The organism is Streptomyces sp. NPDC028305 (genome assembly GCF_055569495.1).
The window spans coordinates 110,347-126,648 of sequence record NZ_JBVHTN010000014.1 but is presented as its reverse complement, the minus strand read 5'-3'; the positions used below and the strand labels follow the sequence as shown (position 1 = coordinate 126,648).

At 69.6% G+C, this 16,302-nt stretch carries 14 protein-coding genes; 10 read left to right on the top strand and 4 right to left on the bottom strand.

Annotation, left to right across the window (positions count from 1 at the left end; translation table 11 throughout):
• The first annotated feature begins 7 nt into the window (after window positions 1–7).
• Window positions 8–1,186, top strand: coding sequence for an argininosuccinate synthase-related protein (locus ACZ4WQ_RS44865; RefSeq protein WP_398377200.1), 1,179 nt, complete (start codon window positions 8–10; stop codon window positions 1,184–1,186).
• Between the two features lie 33 nt (window positions 1,187–1,219).
• Entirely contained in the window at window positions 1,220–1,651 is a 432-nt protein-coding gene (locus ACZ4WQ_RS44860) for a VOC family protein (protein WP_311728063.1), read from the top strand.
• Window positions 1,652–1,669: 18 nt separating this feature from the next.
• Here ACZ4WQ_RS44860 and ACZ4WQ_RS44855 read toward each other — a convergent pair whose 3' ends face one another.
• The gene (locus ACZ4WQ_RS44855; RefSeq protein WP_358845599.1) at window positions 1,670–2,422 is read right to left on the bottom strand and encodes a TetR/AcrR family transcriptional regulator; all 753 of its coding nucleotides are present in this window, start codon (window positions 2,420–2,422) and stop codon (window positions 1,670–1,672) included.
• 87 nt (window positions 2,423–2,509) lie between these two features.
• Between ACZ4WQ_RS44855 and ACZ4WQ_RS44850 the strand changes: the two genes are divergently transcribed.
• Together ACZ4WQ_RS44850 and ACZ4WQ_RS44845 are read left to right on the top strand one after the other, a co-directional pair.
• Window positions 2,510–3,424: an NmrA family NAD(P)-binding protein gene (locus ACZ4WQ_RS44850; protein WP_398377201.1), complete on the top strand. Its 915-nt coding sequence runs from the start codon at window positions 2,510–2,512 to the stop codon at window positions 3,422–3,424.
• A 131-nt stretch (window positions 3,425–3,555) separates the two neighbouring features.
• Window positions 3,556–4,290, top strand: coding sequence for an alpha/beta fold hydrolase (locus tag ACZ4WQ_RS44845; protein ID WP_398377202.1), 735 nt, complete (start codon window positions 3,556–3,558; stop codon window positions 4,288–4,290).
• Window positions 4,291–4,332: 42 nt separating this feature from the next.
• On the opposite strand, the gene ACZ4WQ_RS44840 is transcribed toward ACZ4WQ_RS44845, so the two are convergent.
• A complete protein-coding gene (locus ACZ4WQ_RS44840; RefSeq protein ID WP_398377204.1) occupies window positions 4,333–4,851 on the bottom strand; it encodes a GNAT family N-acetyltransferase in 519 nt (172 codons plus the stop codon).
• Between ACZ4WQ_RS44840 and ACZ4WQ_RS44835 the strand changes: the two genes are divergently transcribed.
• The 6 genes from ACZ4WQ_RS44835 to ACZ4WQ_RS44810 all read left to right on the top strand — a co-directional run bounded on the left by ACZ4WQ_RS44835 (window position 4,850) and on the right by ACZ4WQ_RS44810 (window position 12,122).
• Window positions 4,850–5,440, top strand: coding sequence for a helix-turn-helix domain-containing protein (locus ACZ4WQ_RS44835; RefSeq protein ID WP_311728058.1), 591 nt, complete (start codon window positions 4,850–4,852; stop codon window positions 5,438–5,440). The genes ACZ4WQ_RS44840 and ACZ4WQ_RS44835 overlap by 2 nt on opposite strands.
• Window positions 5,437–6,858: an MFS transporter gene (locus ACZ4WQ_RS44830; protein ID WP_398377205.1), complete on the top strand. Its 1,422-nt coding sequence runs from the start codon at window positions 5,437–5,439 to the stop codon at window positions 6,856–6,858. Before ACZ4WQ_RS44835 ends, ACZ4WQ_RS44830 begins: the two co-directional genes overlap by 4 nt.
• On the top strand, window positions 6,764–7,819 hold the full coding sequence (locus ACZ4WQ_RS44825) for an alpha/beta fold hydrolase (RefSeq protein ID WP_385342927.1): 1,056 nt from the start codon (window positions 6,764–6,766) through the stop codon (window positions 7,817–7,819). The genes ACZ4WQ_RS44830 and ACZ4WQ_RS44825 overlap by 95 nt, the downstream gene beginning before the upstream one ends.
• Window positions 7,820–7,923: 104 nt before the next feature.
• Entirely contained in the window at window positions 7,924–9,597 is a 1,674-nt protein-coding gene (locus ACZ4WQ_RS44820) for an NAD-dependent malic enzyme (protein WP_385342929.1), read from the top strand.
• Complete coding sequence (gene fumC / locus ACZ4WQ_RS44815; protein WP_385342931.1) at window positions 9,594–11,054, top strand: class II fumarate hydratase; 1,461 nt, start codon at window positions 9,594–9,596, stop codon at window positions 11,052–11,054. The genes ACZ4WQ_RS44820 and fumC overlap by 4 nt, the downstream gene beginning before the upstream one ends.
• A gap of 114 nt (window positions 11,055–11,168) precedes the next feature.
• A complete protein-coding gene (locus ACZ4WQ_RS44810; RefSeq protein WP_398377207.1) occupies window positions 11,169–12,122 on the top strand; it encodes a DUF5996 family protein in 954 nt (317 codons plus the stop codon).
• Here ACZ4WQ_RS44810 and ACZ4WQ_RS44805 read toward each other — a convergent pair.
• Together ACZ4WQ_RS44805 and ACZ4WQ_RS44800 are read right to left on the bottom strand one after the other, a co-directional pair.
• On the bottom strand, window positions 12,110–14,794 hold the full coding sequence (locus tag ACZ4WQ_RS44805; RefSeq protein ID WP_398377208.1) for a family 78 glycoside hydrolase catalytic domain: 2,685 nt from the start codon (window positions 14,792–14,794) through the stop codon (window positions 12,110–12,112). The two genes, ACZ4WQ_RS44810 and ACZ4WQ_RS44805, sit on opposite strands and share 13 nt — an antisense overlap.
• Window positions 14,795–14,830: 36 nt before the next feature.
• Window positions 14,831–16,180, bottom strand: coding sequence for an MFS transporter (locus ACZ4WQ_RS44800; protein WP_398377209.1), 1,350 nt, complete (start codon window positions 16,178–16,180; stop codon window positions 14,831–14,833).
• Between the last annotated feature and the right edge of the window lie 122 nt (window positions 16,181–16,302).

The following is a 16,302-nucleotide window of genomic DNA, read 5'->3' as shown; positions in this document are numbered from 1 at the left end:
TCAGCCGATGCGCGGCAAGGTCGTGAGATCGTTCTCGGGAATATTCCCGGAGGGTGCCGATCCGGCCCTGCCGGTGGTGACGTTGTTCAGTGGCGGCCTGGACAGCACATATCTACTGAACCGCCTGGTCGCGATGGGCGCGCCCCATGTCCACGCGGTCACCGTCGAGCTCGGTGAAGGAGAATCGCACGAGGCCAAGCAGGAGATCGCGGACCGGTTGGGAGTCCGGCTGCACGTCATGGACGGCAGACAGGAATTTGTTGATGAATTCATTCGGCCCGCGATAGCCGCCCAGGCGGTCTATCTCGACACTCACCCCATCAGTTCCTCGCTGAGCAGGCCGCTGATCGCCAGGCTGGCCATGGGCCTGGCCGAGGAGCTGGGTGCCCGGACGATACTCCACACCGCGAACCGGTCGCAGAACACGCTGCGCCGCCTCAACGGCGCTTTCGAGCTGCTCGGGTTCCCCGGACGGTACGGCAGCCCCTACGACCTGGACCCGGTGGACCGGGAACAGAAGATCCGAGAGCTCAAGGATGTCGGACTGGCACACATGGGAGAGCGCGTGGTCAGCGGCGACTCGAACCTTTGGTGCCGCGAATTCGAGTCGGGATTCCTGGACGACCCCGAGGACTACGAGGTGCCCGAGGACCTCTACCAGTGGAGCAGGCCCGGCGACACCGATGGGCGGGAGCGCCTGGAGATCGGCTTCGCCGGTGGCGCCCCGGTCTCCGTCGACGGAAACCCCCTCCCGCTGGCGGAGCTGATCGCGGCGCTGAACCTGCGCGTGGGAGCCCATGGCCTGGGGCGCTACACCGGCCTTGAACACCTCGACAGCGGAGTGAAGGTCCTGGAGATTCGCGAGATGCCGGCGGCATGGCTGCTGCTGCGCTCGTATCGGCATCTGGAGAGCGCTGTTCTGCGAGCCGAGACGATCCGCGAGAAGATGCATATCGAACAGCTGTGGGTGCGCGAGGCCATAGAAGGCCGTTGGTACGGTGAATTGCGGCGCAGCGCCCAGTCGTTCATCAACACCTGCGCGGTGGAGGTGACCGGAACCGTTCGGTGGCGGCTGAACGGCGCCCGCGTGGAAACGGACGCCATCATCGCGAAGCGGCCGCTGTATCTGCGAAACCGCGAGGACTGGGAGAAGGCTTCGGTTTCGTGTGAGCGATCCGAAACATAGGTCAATCCGGGCCGACCAAGGAGAACACCCGCCATGACAACCTCGACCACCGGACCGGCGGACCCCGCCGCCGATGTTCCGCAGTTGTTCAGGCTCAGCGTGGAAGTCGGTGATCTCGAAGAGGCCGTCGCCTTCTACGGCAGGCTGCTGGGCCTGGAGGGGCGCAGACAGCCCGGGGCGCGCTGCTACTTCCCGTGCGGACCGGTCACCCTCTCCATCCAGGACGTGTCCGCCCTGGCAGCGCCGCCGCATCCGGCGGCGAAGGCCCTGTACTTCACCGTCACGGACCTCGATGTCGTCTTCGGACGAGCCGAGGCGCTGGACTGCCTGTCCACGGAACTGGTCCACGATGCCCCGGCGGGCGCCATCGCCGTCCGCCCGTGGGGCGAACGATCGTTCTACGTCCAGGACCCCTGGGACAACCCGCTGTGCTTCGTGGAGAACGACACCGTCTACCCCGGCTAGGCACCTCCGCTGATGCGCCTAGTCGACGAGACGGCGTCGGCGGGCGCGCTGGCGGCAGGTCGGACCGCAGTAGCGGGGTGGCCGCCCGGTGGCGCGGACACGCAGCCGCGTGCCGCATTCCACGCAGTACCTCAGGGCGGTGTTTTCGTGACGCGGCAGGGGAGACGTGTCACGGAACACTTCGGATTTCGTGACGGCCTGCGTGCGCAATCCGTTCAGCAGCAGCCGCACCAGCCATGTCCCGCGTGTCGGGTCCCGGTGTGCCGAGCGCAGTGCGACACCGCCGAAGGCCAGCGCGGACAGATCGTCGGCCCGTATGTCGGCGCGTATCGCACCGGCCAGTTTCGCGTCGCGCAGCAAGCGCTCCAGCGCCTCGCGGAACCGCTGCGCCGCGGCGGTCAGCACGGCGCGCGGCCAGCCCTGGTCGGCGTTGAGCACCTCGCAGAAGCGCTGGCGGTCCACCGACCTCTCGGCCACTTCGAGCAGGAACCCGAACAACGCGTCGCCAGGCGCGGCGCGGGCGGCCCACCGGTCGGCAGCGGCCACCAACCGCTCGATGTGTTCGGCGAGCACCGCCTCGACGAGGATCTCTTTGCTCGGGAAGTGCCGGTAGACCGTCCCGGCGCCGACCCCGGCGCGCTGTGCGATCCGGCCGAGTGACACCTCCAACCCCTCCTCGGCGAACACACGCATCGCCGTGCTCAGCACGATCTCGCGGTTGCGGCGGGCATCGGCGCGCCCGGCAGGTGCCGCATCTGGTGCTGCTGTCATGTCACGAAATCCTTGTCCGCGGCCTTGAAACGGGTGGAGCATCCCGGATCACGTCCAGGATCCTCCATCAACCCCGGAAAGGGCACCATGACCACCGAGACACGCCCCAACCCCGACTCCCCGATCCTCGTCACCGGCGCCACCGGAAAGCAGGGCGGCGCCACCGCCCGGCGGCTGCTTGCCGGAGGGTGGCCGGTGCGAGCCCTGGTGCGCGATCTGACCGCGCCCGCCGCTGCCGAGCTGGCCGCCGCGGGCGCCCAACTCGTGCGCGGCGACTTCGACGATCCGGCGAGCCTGCCGCCCGCGCTCGACGGCGCCGCCGCCGTGTTCGGCATCCCGCCCCTGACCTTCGGTCCGGCCGGACCCGAAACAGCTCTCGAAGTGGCCCGCGGCCGGGTGCTGATCGACGCCGCGGCCGCGGCGGGGATCCAGCAGGTCGTGTTCAGCACCGTCGCCTCGGCAGCGGCCGCATCACGGGGCTCGGAGGGGAAAGTGCTGATCGAGGAGTATCTGCGCGACCACATCGCGCTGCCCACCGTGCTGCGCCCGGTCCGGTTCATGACCAACTATCTCGGCGCCGGGGTGACCGGCATCGACGGGATTTCCCACGGCGTACACCGGCATATCTTCCCTCCGCACGAGCCCATGCAGATCATCGCGCTGGAGGACATCGCGGAGTTCGCCGCCCTCGCGTTCGCCGATCCGCCCCGGTTCGCCGGGCGAACCCTGGAACTGGCCGGCGACGAGCCGACCCCGGTGGCGGCCGCCGCCACGATCGCCGAGGCCACCGGCCTTCCGACCCGGTACGAGCAGCTCACCGACGGCGAGGCCGCCGCGCTCAGCCCGGAGATCGCCGAGACCAGAAAGCGCTGGCAGGCCGGTGGCCGCTGGCAGGCCGACATCGAGGCACTGCGCGTCATCCACCCCGGCCTGCGCACGCTCGGCGACTGGCTCACCGCATCCGGCGCCGCCGCCATCCGCGGCCGGTTCGCCACTTCCTGATCTCCGCGCTGGTTCAGGTGGTGCGGCGAGTACGTGTGCCATGCCGTCCAGCCGTCACTCGACATTTCCGGACGGGATCTGTCCTGTATCGGCTCTACGCTCCCCGCAGCACCTCACTTCAGGGAGATCACATGGCCACCTTCGTACTCGTTCCCGGCGCCTGGCTCGGGGCATGGGCCTGGGACGACACCGCCCGCGCTCTGCGGGAGCGCGGTCACACGGCGCTGCCGTTGACGCTGACGGGCCTGGGCGAGCACGTGGACGGGGGCGGACCTCGGACGGACCTGGACACGCACATCGCGGACATCACCGGGTTCGTCGAGCGCCGCGATCTGCGCGATGTCACGCTGGTCGCCCACAGCTATGCGGCTGCCCCGGTGACCGGGGCAGCCGGACGTCTCGGCAACCGGCTGGAGCGCGTGGTCTACGTGGACAGCGCCCCGTTCACCGCGGGCATGTGCATGCTCGACCTCATGCCACCGCAGGCGGCGGACCAACTGCGCCACCAGGTCGCCGCTTCCGGTGACGGGTGGCGGCTGCCGATGCCGCCCTTCGAGGTCCTGGCCTCGTCCAGCAGCCTCGACGGGCTCGACGAGGCCAAGCGGGACGTTCTGCGCGCGCGTGCCACCCCTCAGCCATTCGGCACCTACACTCAGCGCCTCGCCGGCCCGGCCGAGCCCGTTCCCGGTGCGGACCGAGTCCTGGTCGCCTGTCATGACTTCATGGGCCTGCTGGACGCCGGGGTGCCGATGTTGGCCTCACTGAGCATGCCGCCGTGGCGGCGCTTCGACCTGCCGACCGGCCACTGGCCGATGCTGTCGGCGCCCACGCAACTCGCCGACGTCCTCGACACCGCCGTCTCCTGACCTCGCGTCGCAAGGTCCCGCAGGGCCGGCCGACGCGGCGGCTCAGGTCAGGGGCAGCCGCATGATCGTCAGGTCGAGCCATCGGCCGAACTTGGTACCGACCTCCGGAACCGTCCCGACGTGGTGAAACCCGAACCGTTCATGCAGCCGGATGGAGGGGGTGTTCTCGGCCTCGATATCGGCGATCACGACATGGTGGCCGGCCTCGCGCGCCGAGGCGATGAGGGTGGCCAGCAGTGCCGAGCCGATGCCGAGGCCGTGCCGGCCCTCGCGGACGTAGACCGAGTCCTCCACCGTGTGCCGGTATCCGTCCAGGTTCCGCCACGGGCTGTAGACCGCGAACCCGGCCGGCTCGCCCTCCACCTCGGCCACGAACGCCGATCCGCGCTCCAGGTGCGCGGCCAGCCAGGCGGCCCCCTCGGCAGGGGACTGCGGGGTCTGTGTCCACAGGGCCGTGGAGTGCTCGATCGCGTGGTTGCGGATCGCGCGTATGGCCTCCGCGTCGTCGGGGCGGGCCGGGCGCACCGCCACGGCCCGGTTTCTCTCGTATATTAGATTCATGTCCAACATAGTAGATCCTCTGGTGAGGCAGATCGCGGCCCGTATCCGCACCGAACGCGAACGCCGCAGGTGGACCCTGGCCCAGCTCGCGGATGCCTCCGGGGTCTCCCGCGCCATGATCAACCGGATCGAGCGCGGCGAGAGCAGCCCCACCGCCGTCGTCCTCGGCAAACTGTCCGCCGCCTTCCAGCTCAGTGTCGCCTCCCTGCTCGCCCTCGCCGAAGGGACCCCGGACGACACGGACGGAACCGCGGGAGTGCGCCGACAGACCGACGCGGCCGAGTGGTCCGACCCCGCCACCGGCTACCGCCGCCGCCAGATCACCGGCCCCCACTTCCCCGCGGAGATCGCCGAGATCCGCCTGCCCCCCGGGGCCCGGGTGCCGTATCCGGCCGCCGCCTTCGCCTTCATCCGCCAGGTCGTCTGGGTCCTCGACGGCCGCCTGACCTTCCACGACGGCGACACCGTCCACGAACTCGAACCCGGAGACACCATCGAACTCGGCGATCCCACCGAGCGCGTCTTCGCCAACACCACCGACACCGAGTGCCGCTACGCCGTCGTCCTCACCCGTGGCACGACACCGTGACCCGCCCCCTCACCCGGGGCGGCACGTTCCTCCTCGCCTCCATAGCCGGAACGGCGATCGCGAACAACTACGCCATCCAGCCGGCGCTCGCCGAGGTCGCCACCGACCTGGGCGTCCCGCTCTCCGTGATCGGCCTCGTTCCGACCGCCGCGCTCGCCGGCAGCATGGCCGGGTTCGCCCTCCTGCTGCCCCTCACCGACCACCTTGCCGCCAACCGCCTGGTGGCCGCACAGCTCACCGCCCTGGCCGCCGCCCTCGCCCTCGGCGCGGCCGCACCCGGCGCGGGCGTGCTCCTGGCCGCCTACCTGCTCATCGGCGCGGCCGCCGGCGTCGCGGCCCAGGCCGGCAGCATCGCGGGCCGCCACGCCCCGCCCGGGCGCCGTGGAACCGGCGTCGCCACGGTGGCCGCCGGCATGTCGGCCGGCATCCTGCTCAGCCGCCTGGCGGGAGGAGCACTCACCACCGTGCTCGGGTGGCGGCGGATGCTCCTGGTCTTCGCCGCTCTCGCCCTGCTCGGCGCGATCGCCGCCGCCACGCTCCTGCCCCGGCAGCGGCCGCACGCCCGCCGCAGTTACCGCGCCACCCTCACCGCACTTCCCCCGCTCCTGCGCCACCATCCGGAGCTGCGCCGCGCGGTGGCCACCGGTGGGCTGTGGTACTTCGCCTTCAACCTCATATGGGTCGCCCTCGCGCTGGCCCTGGCGCGGCCGCCCCACTCCCTCGACCCGACCGCCATCGGCCTGTACAGCCTGGCCGGACTCCTCGGCCTCGCCGCACTCCCGCTCACCGGACGCCTCACCGACCGGTACACCCCCCACACCGTGATCACCGCCGGCATGCTGGCGGCCGCGGCCGGAGCCGCCCTGCTGGCCACCGGTCTCGACACCCCGCCGGCCACGGCGTTCGGGCTCGCCCTCTTCGACGCCGGCTGCTTCGTCGCCCAGGCCGCCAACCAGAGCCGCATCATCGCCCTCAACCCCCGGCGCTCCGGCAGCCTCAGCAGCGTCTACCTGGTGCTGTACTTCACCATCGGCGCCATCGGCACCGCCCTCGCGGCCCCCCTCCTCAACACCCTCGGCTGGCAGGGCACCACCCTCACCGCCCTCGCCGCGCTACTCCTCGCCGCGGCCCTCGGGCGCACCGGCGCGGAACCACCCGGGTGGAGCAGCTTACGGCTCGCCAGTGTTGCGCCGTCACTCCGACGGATGTTGAGTGGCGGCGAGAAGCCCGAGCTCGGACGTCGGGCGAACGCGATTCCCCACGCTTTCATTGAGCCACGTCATTCAGGGTCTGCCGTGTCGCCTCGAACGAGGAGATTCGCCGATGGAAACATCCGAGGGAATCACACACAGCCGTCGCCACTTCCTCGGCGCCGCTGCCGCGGCTGCCGTGGCGGCCCAATTCGGCATGACTGGTGACACGCAAACGCAGTCCGAAACGGGAAGACCTGTGGCGCCTCTCGGGATCAAACCCGGGACTGGCACATCCTTCGGTCCGGTGAAGCAAATCGATGCCGGTGACCTGAACGTGGGATACGTCGAAGCCGGACCCGTGAACGGGCGGCCGGTCATACTGCTCCACGGTTGGCCCTACGACATCCACAGCTATGTTGCGGTCACGCCCTTGCTCGCCGCGCAGGGATACAGAGTTGTCGTCCCCTATCTGCGCGGCCACGGCACAACGCGATTCCTTTCGAGTAAAACACCCAGGAACGCCCAGCAATCGGCGTTCGCTCTCGACATCATCGCCCTGATGGATGCCCTCAAGATCGAGAGGGCCGTCCTCGCCGGGTACGACTGGGGGTCACGGACGGCCGACATCATCGCGGCTCTCTGGCCGGAGCGCTGCAAGGCGCTGATCTCGGTCACCGGGTATCTGATCGTCAATGTCGAAGCCAACAAGACGCCGACGCCACCGAAGAGTGAATGGGCATGGTGGTACCAGTATTACTTCGCAACGGAAAGAGGCGTGCTGGGCCTCAAGAAGTACCGCCACGATTTGGCCGAGCTGGTATGGAGGTTCAACTCTCCGACGTGGAAGTTCGACAGGGCGACCTTCGACCGCACGGCAGCGGCCTTCGACAATCCCGATTATGTCAGCATCGTGATCGACAATTATCGCTGGCGGCTCGGCCTGGCCAAGGGGGAACCCAAGTACGCGGCCATCGAGAAGCGCCTTGCTGCGGCCCCGGTCATCAAAGTGCCGACGATCACCATTGACGGAGCGTACGATCCATTCACGCCCCCGGGACATGGCTCGGCCTATCGCAAGAAGTTCACGGGCAAATACGCGCACCAGACCCTCAAGGTGGGACACAATGTTCCGCAGGAGGCTCCGCGGGCCTTCGCGAAGGCCGTCGTCACGGTCGATGGATTCTGATCGCGTTCCGCTTCGGCTGAAGTCGCAGGCCGGGCTGCCGGTGGTTAACCTGAAGTCATACCCCGCACCGGACATGAGACGGAATTCGCACTGAGGAGAATCTCATGACCGAGAGCAACTCGCGGACCCCGGCCACCCCCGCCGCGCTGGCCGATCCGCTGCGCAACCGCGGTGTCGCCTTCACCCGGGGGCAGCGAGCGGCCCTCGGGCTCACCGGACGGCTGCCGCCCGGAGTACTCACCCTCGACCAGCAGGCTCAGCGCGCCTACCAGCAGTTGAATGCCCAGGGCAGCGACCTCGCCAAGAACGTCTATCTGGAACAGCTCCACGACCGCAACGAAACCCTGTACTTCAAGGTTCTCGCCGAGCATCTCGTGGAGCTGCTGCCCATCGTCTACGACCCCACCGTGGGCGAGGCCATCGAGAAGTACTCCCACGAGTACCGCCACCCTCGAGGCATCTACCTGTCCATCGAGCATCCGGACGACATGGAAAGGGCCTTCGCCACGCTCGAACTCGGGCCCGAGGACGTCGACCTGATCGTGTGCACCGACGCGGAGGAGATCCTGGGCATCGGTGACTGGGGCGTCGGGGGAATCCAGATCTCGGTCGGCAAGCTGGCGGTGTACACGGCGGCCGCCGGCGTGGACCCGCGCCGGGTCGTACCCGTGTCGCTGGATGTGGGCACGGACCGGAAGTCGCTGTTGGACGACCCGCTGTACCTGGGCAACCGGCGCCCTCGCGCCCGCGGCGCCGACTACGACGCGTTCGTGGAGAAGTACCTGGAGACCGCATCGTCCATGTTCCCCAACGCGTTGCTGCACTTCGAGGACTTCGGCCCCAGCAACGCGCGACGGATCCTGGAGCAGTACGGCGGACGCTACCGGATCTTCAACGACGACATGCAGGGCACGGGCGCCATCACGCTCGCTGCCGTGCTGTCGGCCGTCGAAGTGAGCGGTGTGCGAATGCGGGACCAGACATTGGTCGTCTTCGGGGCCGGTACCGCGGGGGTGGGCATCGCCGACCAGCTGCGTGACGCCATGATCCGCGACGGCGCGGACCCGGAGTCGGCCGCCGCCCATGTGTGGCTGATCGACAAGCAGGGGCTGCTCACCCGGGACATGGACGACCTGCGTGACTTCCAGCGGCCCTACGCGCACGATCCTGCCCGGGTCGCGGACTGGGCGAGGGACGACGGCGCGATCTCGCTGCTGGAAACCGTGCGCCGGGTCAAACCCACGATCCTGCTGGGCACTTCCACCGTGCACGGGGCGTTCACACGCGAGGTCGTCGAGGCCATGTCCGAGGGCACCGAGCGGCCGATCATCTTTCCGATCTCCAACCCCACCTCCCGGATCGAGGCCATGCCCGCCGATGTCATCGCCTGGTCCGAGGGCAAGGCACTGGTGGCCACCGGCATCCCCGTTCCGCCCGTGGAGTACGACGGCGTGACCTACCACATCGGGCAGGCGAACAACGCCCTGCTCTACCCGGGGCTGGGCCTGGGCACGATCGTCTCCGGAGCGTCCCAGGTGACCCCGGGCATGCTGCTCGCGGCGGCACGCGCGGTCGCGGACCAGGTCGACGCGACCGGGAGGGGTGCCTCACTGCTGCCACCCGTGGAGAACCTCCGCGAGTCCTCGGCGATCACCGCGACCGCCGTGGTCGAGGCGGCGCTCGACGAGGGCGTGGCCACCTGCAAGCCGACCGACCCCGCGGAAACCGTCCGCGATGCCATGTGGCAGCCCGTCTACACCGACGGAGTGCGCTCATGACCACCCGTCAGGACGGCGACAGCAAGGCCCCGAAGATCCTCGACATCCCCGTCGGCCTGGCCGCGACCGGCACCCGGCGGGAGACCGACTCGATGGGCGCCATCGACGTTCCCGCCGATCGCTACTGGGGTGCGCAGACCCAACGGTCCCTGATCCACTTCTCCATCGGCGACGACCGGATGCCCACAGCGGTCTACCACGCCTACGGCCACGTCAAGAAGGCCGCCGCCGTCGTCAACGGACGCGCCGGACGACTGCCGGCCTGGAAGAGCGGCGTGATCCAGCGGGTGGCCGACGAAGTCATCGCGGGCGAGCTGGACCAGCACTTCCCGCTGTATGTGTGGCAGACGGGCTCCGGGACCCAGTCCAACATGAACACCAACGAGGTGATCAGCAACCGCGCCATTCAACTGGTCGGCGGCGAACTGGGCAGCAAGTCCCCCGTCCACCCCAACGACCACGTCAACATGGGGCAGTCATCCAATGACACCTTCCCCACCGCCATGCACATCGCCGCGGTCAAGGAGATCCACGAGCACCTGCTGCCCAGCGTGCGGGCGCTGCACCAGGCCATCGAGGCCAAAGCCCGGCAGTGGCACGACGTGGTGAAGATCGGCCGCACCCACCTGGAGGACGCGGTCCCGCTCACCGTGGGGCAGGAGTGGTCCGGCTACGCCCACCAGCTCAAACAGGCGATCGACCGGGTCACCGGATCCGCCGAGGGACTGTACGAGCTGGCCATGGGCGGCACCGCGGTCGGCACCGGGCTCAACGCCCCGCCCGGATTCGGCGAGCAGGTCGCCGCCGAGATCGCCTCCGCGACCGGCTTCCCGTTCACCACGGCCGCGAACAAGTTCGCGGCCCAGGGCGGTCTGGACGCCGTGGTCGGCGCCTCCGCCGGGCTGAGGGCGCTTGCCGTGCCGCTGATGAAGATTGCCAACGACATCCGCTGGCTGGCCTCCGGACCCCGCTGCGGCCTGGCTGAACTGGACCTCCCGGCGAACGAGCCCGGCTCCTCGATCATGCCGGGCAAGGTCAATCCGACCCAGTGCGAGGCGATGGTCATGGTCTGCATCCAGGCGCTGTCCGAGGACTCCGCCATCGCTTTCGCCGGCTCACAAGGCAACTTCGAGCTCAACGCCATGCGCCCGGTCATCATCAACAATTTCCTGCACGCGGCCACGATCCTCGCCGATGCCTGCACCAAGATGCGGGAGTACTGCGTCGAGGACGCCGAACTCAACCGGGACCGGATCGACAGCTATGTCGACCGGTCACTCATGCTGGTCACCGCGCTCTCTCCGGTGATCGGCTACGACAAGGCCTCGGCGATCGCCCACAAGGCCGACGACGAGGCCACCACCCTGCGCGACGCGGCGCTGGCCTCCGGCTACATCAGCGCCGAGGACTTCGACCAGATCGTCAGACCCGCCACCATGGTCGGCCAGGAACCCTGAGGCGCCGCCTGAGCGAGCAGGAGAAAACGCGGTCGGCGTACAAGAATGGGGAGAAGGCATCACGGTGTTTCCAAGCGCGCCCGCTGTTCCCATCGACAGGCTGGGAGGTTCGTCGTGAGCACGTCTCTCCACGTGTGGCCAAGGCTGGTCTACGAGGACCTGGCTCCCATGGTCGCTTACGTCAACCGGTTTGTGCAGGTCGGAGGCAAGTACACACTCGACGAGCCTTTCGAGGTCGGCTGGGGGAACATCGTCCTCGAAGTCACGCCCCGTGGGCTCAGGACGCCGACGCTGCGGAAGCGGGACGTGACCTTCACCGTGCACTACCGACTCCTCGACGGCGACGTGGTCATCGAAGCGGACTCGGGCTCACGGACCGTGCCGCTGTTCGACGAATCACTGGCCGCGTTCTACACATCGTTCTGCACCGCGGTGAGCGAACTCGGCATTCGCAGGCCGGGCTCCTCGCTGATCTGCGAGATTCCCGATGCCCCGACGACCTTCGGAGACGATCGCGTCGAACGCCACTGGGATCGCCAGGCCGCACGGCTGATGTGGAGCGCGCTGAACCTCGCCGCAGGCGGGCTCGAGGAGTGGCAGGCGCCGTTCCAGGGTCACCGGCCCCGGGTCGGAGTGATGTGGGGCGGCTTCGACCTCTCCGCCACGCGGCATCGCGCACGGCCCACCGCCCCGCCGGCCCACGTTCCGGCGTTCATGCAGAACGCCCAGCTCGAAGAGTATGTGGCGGTGGGATTCACCTTCGGCAGTCCCGAGGCGCCGGATGTGAGCATGTACGCCTACATCTGGCCTCAGCCGGACGGCCTCGAGGGCCGGTCCTGGGGGGTCGACGGAGCGGCCTGGAACCCTGATGCCGGTCTGGTTCTGCTGCCGTGGGCCGCGCTCAGGCAGACAGCAGACCCGCACCAGGCCATCGTCGCGTTCGGTGACGCCGTCTACGACGCCGCCGTGGAGACGGCGGGCTGGCCGTCGGACCTCATGGGGCCCCGCTGCGACGGCTGGTACATGAGCAGGACACCGCCTTCCCCGGTCCACGCTCAGCAGCGCTGATCGCCGGAGGCCTTCCCTGTACGGCGGGTGGCACGGAACCTGCCTGCCGTGGCGGTCTCGGTGGCGCCGTCGGGAAAGACGACACGTGCGGTCGTGGCCGGCGGCACGTCCACGGTGAGGGTCAGCTCGTCGCCGGTCCTCCGCCACTCGACGGTGATCGTGCCCTGCGGGGAGTCGTGGGTGCCCCGGGCCCATGTCAGCGACGGGTGCGGGACGGGCGCGACCTCGAAGGACTCCCAGGCGACCGACCCCGGGGCCTGCCGCAGCCCCAGCGTGTGGGTGTGCAGGAAGCGGATCACGGCGCCCTTGCTGTAGTGGTTCAGGGAGTCGTGCGCGTCCCCGTTCTCGTCGACGCCCTCCCAGTCCTCCCAGATGGTCGTCGCGCCGCGGTCGAGCATGTACAGCCAGGACGGTGCGGTGCGCCGGAAGAGCAGCTCGTAGGCGGTATCGGCGTGGCCGGTGTCGCAGAGCACGGGGAGCAGGTCGCCGGTGGCGAGGAAGCCGGTGCCCAGGTGGGTGCCGGCGGCGCGGATCAGCTCGACGAGGCGTGCGGCGGCGGCCGGGCACAGCTCGTCGGGGACGAGTCCGAGGGAGAGCGCGCGCACATAGGCGGCCTGCGTGTCGCCGGTGGTGCGTCCGTCGGAGGTGAGGAACTCGGTGCGCCAGGCGTCGCGGACGCGCTCGGCGGTCTCGGCATAGCGGGCCGCGTCCTCGGCGCGGCCGAGCACCTTCGCGGCGCGGGCGAGGGTCGATGTCGACCGGTACAGGAACGCCGTGCCGACCTCGCCCTTGTCGGCCGTGAACCAGGCGATCGGGTCGTCCCTGATCGGGTCGGCGCGGGTGCCGTCGGCCGCCTTCGCCTTCGGCTCGGTCCACTCGCCCCAGTGGAAGGAGCCGTCCCAGAGGTACCGCTCGTGCGGCAGCGGCACGGCCGAGCGCTCGATCCGGGACCGGTGACGGGCGGTGCGGGCGGTCCGCAGTGCCCACTCGACCCAGCGGACCATCGCCTCCCAGTTCTCGGCGAGCACCTCCTGGTCGCCGTAGGACCGGTACAGCTCCCAGGGGACGGCGACGATCGCGTCGCCCCAGCCCGCCGAGCCGGTCATCATGGCGAACTGGTCGTCGAGGTGGTGCTTGATGCGGCGGCCGTCGGGCGAGAAGTTGGCGATCCGGCCGTCGGGCAACTGGTCGTCGCGGACGGAGCGGAGCCATTTGCGGCTGAAGCCGAGGACGTCGTACAAACGCGTGGCGGTCGGCGCGAAGACCTGGTAGTCGCCGGTCCAGGCGAGCCGTTCGCGGGTCGGGCAGTCCGTCGGGACATCGACGGCGTTGCCGCGGAAGCTCCAGTCAGCGATCTCATGGAGGCGGTTGAGGTCGTCGTCACTGCACGCGAAGGTGCCGGTGCGGCGCAGATCGGTGTGGACGACGCGCATCGTGAGGCTCGCGGGGTCGAGCGGGGCGCCGTCGCGGCGAAGGCGGGCGTACCGGAAGCCGTGCACGGTGTGGCGTGGCTCGAACACCTCGCCCCGGCCGGCGGAGACGGCCTCGTCGCGCTGGACGAAGGGGACCGGCTCCTCACCGGGGCGGACGGAGTCCAGGTGGGCGGTGGTCAGGTCGCCGTCGGCGCCGATGTGCTCGCCGTAGTCGACGACGGTGCGGGTGCCGGCCGGGCCGAGGTCGCTCAGGGCCGTCCGGCCGGAGGCGTTCTGGCCGAAGTCGGCGATCCAGAGCCCGTCCGCGAGCTGTGTGACGGACCGCGCCGGGCGGGAGCCGACGACGCGTACGGGAGGTGCGGGCGACCAGTCGATCGCGGGAGCCTCGATCTGATCGACGAGGACCGGCCGTTCGGCGCGCGGCCCGGCGCGGAAGTCGGTGGTCTGCCCGTCCATGAGGTCGGCCCGGGTGATGGCCGACCCGGCGCTCGTCCAGGTCTCATCGCTGAGGACGACCTGGTGTGAGCCGTCCTCGTATCTGATGTGCAGTTCGGCGCGTGCGCCGAGCATCGTTCCCCAGCCGGCCGGCAGGCGGAACGCGCCGACCTGGCCCCGGTACCAGCCGTCCGAGAGGACGATCTCGATCCGGTTGCCGCCCGCCCGCACGGCGGCCGTGACGTCGGAGGCCTGGGCGTAGAGGGTGCGGTCGTAGGAGGTGGCGCCGGGGGAGAGCTCGGCGGTGCCGGCCCGCTCGCCGTTCACATACGCCTCGTACACACCGAGCGCCGTCGCGTACAGCCGTGCCGAGCGCACCCCGGGCCGCGCCTCGAACCGGGTCGTCAGGGTGTGGGCCGGACGCTTGCCGTAGCCGGGGTCGCCGGATTCGGCCGGCGATATCCAGCGCGCCCGCCAGTCCTTGTCGAGGAGGCCGACCTCGAAGGTGCTCCACTTCGACCACGGCGACAGGCCGTCGGCGCTGTCGGCGCCGGTGGCTCGGACCCGCCAGGCCACCTGGCGGCCGCTGCACAGCGCCGCCCAGGGCCAGGGGAGGAACCGGTGCCTGCCGGGCGCGACCGCCACCGCGGGCCGCGCCTCGCCGTCGACGGCGCATTGCAGCTCGTATCCCGCCGGGCGCCCCGTGCCCGATGGCGGCTTCCACGACAGGCGGGGCGCGGGGCCCGACACGGCGAACTGATCACCGCCGCTGTCGATGCGCAGGTCATACGGTGCGTTGTTCATGCTCTGCTCTCTCGGGAAGTTGACGAACGTGTCGTGTTACCGGACCGACTTGACCTTGAACTTGATGATCAGGCCGCCGACCAGCGCGAGGACCGCGCCGCCCAGATAGAGCTGCGTGTAGTTCTTGTCGCCGCCGCCGGAGACGCCGATGGTGATGATCAGCGGGGCGATCAGTGGGGCGATGGCGCTGGGAATCTTCTGAGCGAACGCGACGACCGCGAGATAGCGACCCGCCTGCGCCCGGTCCGGGAGGACGGCGAACACGATCGCCTGGTCGACGGCGCTGAACACCGCGATGGCGAGCTGCATCAGCACCGCACCGATGACGAGTTGGGGCAGCGCCTGGGCGAACGCCTCGGTGACGGCCCCGGCGACGAAGATCGCGGACCCGATCAGGGTGAACAGCTTGCGCCGGCCGAGCTTGTCGGAGAGGAAGCCGCCCCCGATGGCGCCCCCGGCCGCTGCCAGCACCCCGATCGTCCCGATCGCCGCCACGACGCCGGCGACCTCCTTGACGGGCAGGTCGAGCCGCTGGGCGTAGAAGAAGGTGCCGAAGGTGGTGTTGAAGTACAGGCCCATGAAGAAGACGAAGCGGCCGAGCCAGTTCCAGCCGAAGTCGGGGTACTTCCGCGGATTGAATCCATAGCTGGCCACCAGGTCCCTGATGGTCACATCGCCGGTGTGGACGAGTTCACGGGAGTCCCCTTCCGGCTTCAAGAGGGGGAACAGGACCAGCATGGTGGCTCCGAGGAGGCCCGGGACCAGAAAGACGAGGAGGGTGCTGGAGGCCACCGCGTACGCGATGCCGATGCCGATCACCGGCGCGATCTGGCTCGTGACGCTGGTCCATGCCGCGATACGGCCGCGCTGCTCCTCGGGGACACGGTCGGCCTGGACGTTCTGGATGGCCTGACTGGCCGTGGACCAGCCGACCATGCCGACGACCCACGACAGGCCCACCAGGAACACCGTCGGTGCGGCGGCGATACCGAAGAGCGCGACGAAACCCAGGACCGTCCCGACGATCATGAACGGGGTTCTGCGACCGAAGCGGGACCGCGTCCGGTCGCTCCAGAAACCGATCAGAGGGCTGAGGACCAGGTAGACGAACTGGGCGGAACCGGTGACGTACCCGAGCAACTCCTCGCGCCCGGGGGCGAGGTCGGAGATCCGCAGCGCCAGCGAGTAGGAGAGCGGAACCATCAGGGCCAGCGAGGAGCCGAAGTTGGCGATCATCATCCAGATGATGTAGCCCGTGTCGATCTTCTTCAGCGGCGGGGCCTCGATCTCGGAGGCCGAGGTCTCGGCCGACGCCTCACCGTCACGCCCGGCCGGCTCGGTCGGCGGTGGTCCTGCCACGCTGATGTCGCGGTCGTTCTGAGGCATGAGGACTCCTTCGTCTCACGATTGCCAGGCGACGCGGCAGCCGGCGGAGGCCGGCACACGCGCTCGTGGGTGAACTGGTGGGGTGACTGCGGAGCGGCACGTAACCGGGCCCGCTCGACGCT